The 1,213-nt window shown below is 32.5% G+C and carries 1 protein-coding gene and 1 pseudogene; both read left to right on the top strand.

Annotation, left to right across the window (positions count from 1 at the left end; translation table 11 throughout):
* Positions 1 to 467 (top strand): annotated as a pseudogene (locus FTT74_RS13825) (IS1 family transposase); the annotation flags it as partial.
* A gap of 173 nt (positions 468 to 640) precedes the next feature.
* Positions 641 to 1,111 carry an AraC family ligand binding domain-containing protein gene (locus FTT74_RS13820; protein ID WP_020753607.1) on the top strand — a complete coding sequence of 157 codons (471 nt, stop codon included), beginning with the start codon at positions 641 to 643 and terminating at the stop codon, positions 1,109 to 1,111.
* Positions 1,112 to 1,213 lie beyond the last annotated feature (102 nt).

The raw sequence follows: 1,213 nt of genomic DNA, 5'->3' as shown, positions 1-1,213 counted from the left end.
AAAGTTTTACGTACTTTAACTGAATCAACCTATGAAATTCAGCCTCAGCAAAGTCATTATGAATCTCTCGAAGTAGATGAGTTCTGGAATTTTGTTGGAAATAAAAAGAATAAACAATGGCTTATTTACGCCTATCATCGAGAAACAGGTGAAATTGTTGCTTATGTTTGGGGTAAACGAGATTTAGCTACAGTCTAACAATTGAAGACAAAGCTTAAACAATTAGATATTCACTACACCCGAATTGCAAGTGATCATTGGGACAGTTTCATCACTGCTTTTAAAAATGGTAAGCAAAGTATTGGTAAATTTTTTACTGTAGGTATTGAAGGCAATAATTGCAAAATAAGGCATAGAATTAGGCGTAGCTTCAGAAGAAGCTGTAATTTTTCAAAAAAGCTTGAAAACCATTTTAAAGCTTTTGATTTAGCCTTCTTTTCTTTTACATCAATAATGGCTTCATTTAAAGGCAGCATACTTTTTGAAGCACCACCAAAATTTTATGTTAAGTAGAGACTAAAAATGCCCTTGATTAAGGGCTTACAAGGGCATTTTGTATAAGGTGTATTATGTTAATTTTAGAATTTCTTCATTAGATAATTTTTGATAAGCTAAATCCATTAGGACTAATTAAGTAAATATGAGCAATTGGGTCAATGTCACACAGGATAAGTCTACAGGTATAGAACTAATTCATGCCCACTTCAAAGGCTTTGCATACGATCCTCATCTACACTCAAGTTATCTTATAGGGGTAACAGAGTTAGGACATCAACAATTCAATTGTAGAAAAAAAATTATTGATAGCTATCAAGGTCAAACTTTCATGCTTGAACCTGAAGAAGTTCATGATGGTAATGCACCAGATCCTCTCGGCTTCACTTATAAAATGATGCATTTAGATCCAGCATGGTTAAAAAAAAGCTATGAAGGAATATTTAATGAGCCTATCGAACTTGCTATCGAATCAACCCTACGTTCTGATCCTCAACTTTCACATTTGATACTTTCAACCTACAATATATTGAATAACAATGAATCTCAATTGATGAAAGATACGTATTTAGATCTTTTATTAGAAAACTTAGGTAATACCCCCATTTTTAATTGAATTAATGGGTAGAAAATCTAAAGCCTTGTTATTGTTTAAAAATAGGTGGACAACCATTTACTGACATATGAGGTCGTTCATGATTATAAAAGTACTGCCAGT

It is taken from the genome of Acinetobacter sp. YH01007, assembly GCF_013420425.1.
Lineage (GTDB): Bacteria > Pseudomonadota > Gammaproteobacteria > Pseudomonadales > Moraxellaceae > Acinetobacter > Acinetobacter towneri.
This window is presented reverse-complemented; position numbering and strand designations above follow the sequence as displayed.

Coding starts and splice junctions, on each gene's coding strand:
- FTT74_RS13820 (WP_020753607.1), top strand. CDS start 641: ATGAGCAATTGGGTCAATGTCACACAGGATAAGTCTACAGGTATAGAA.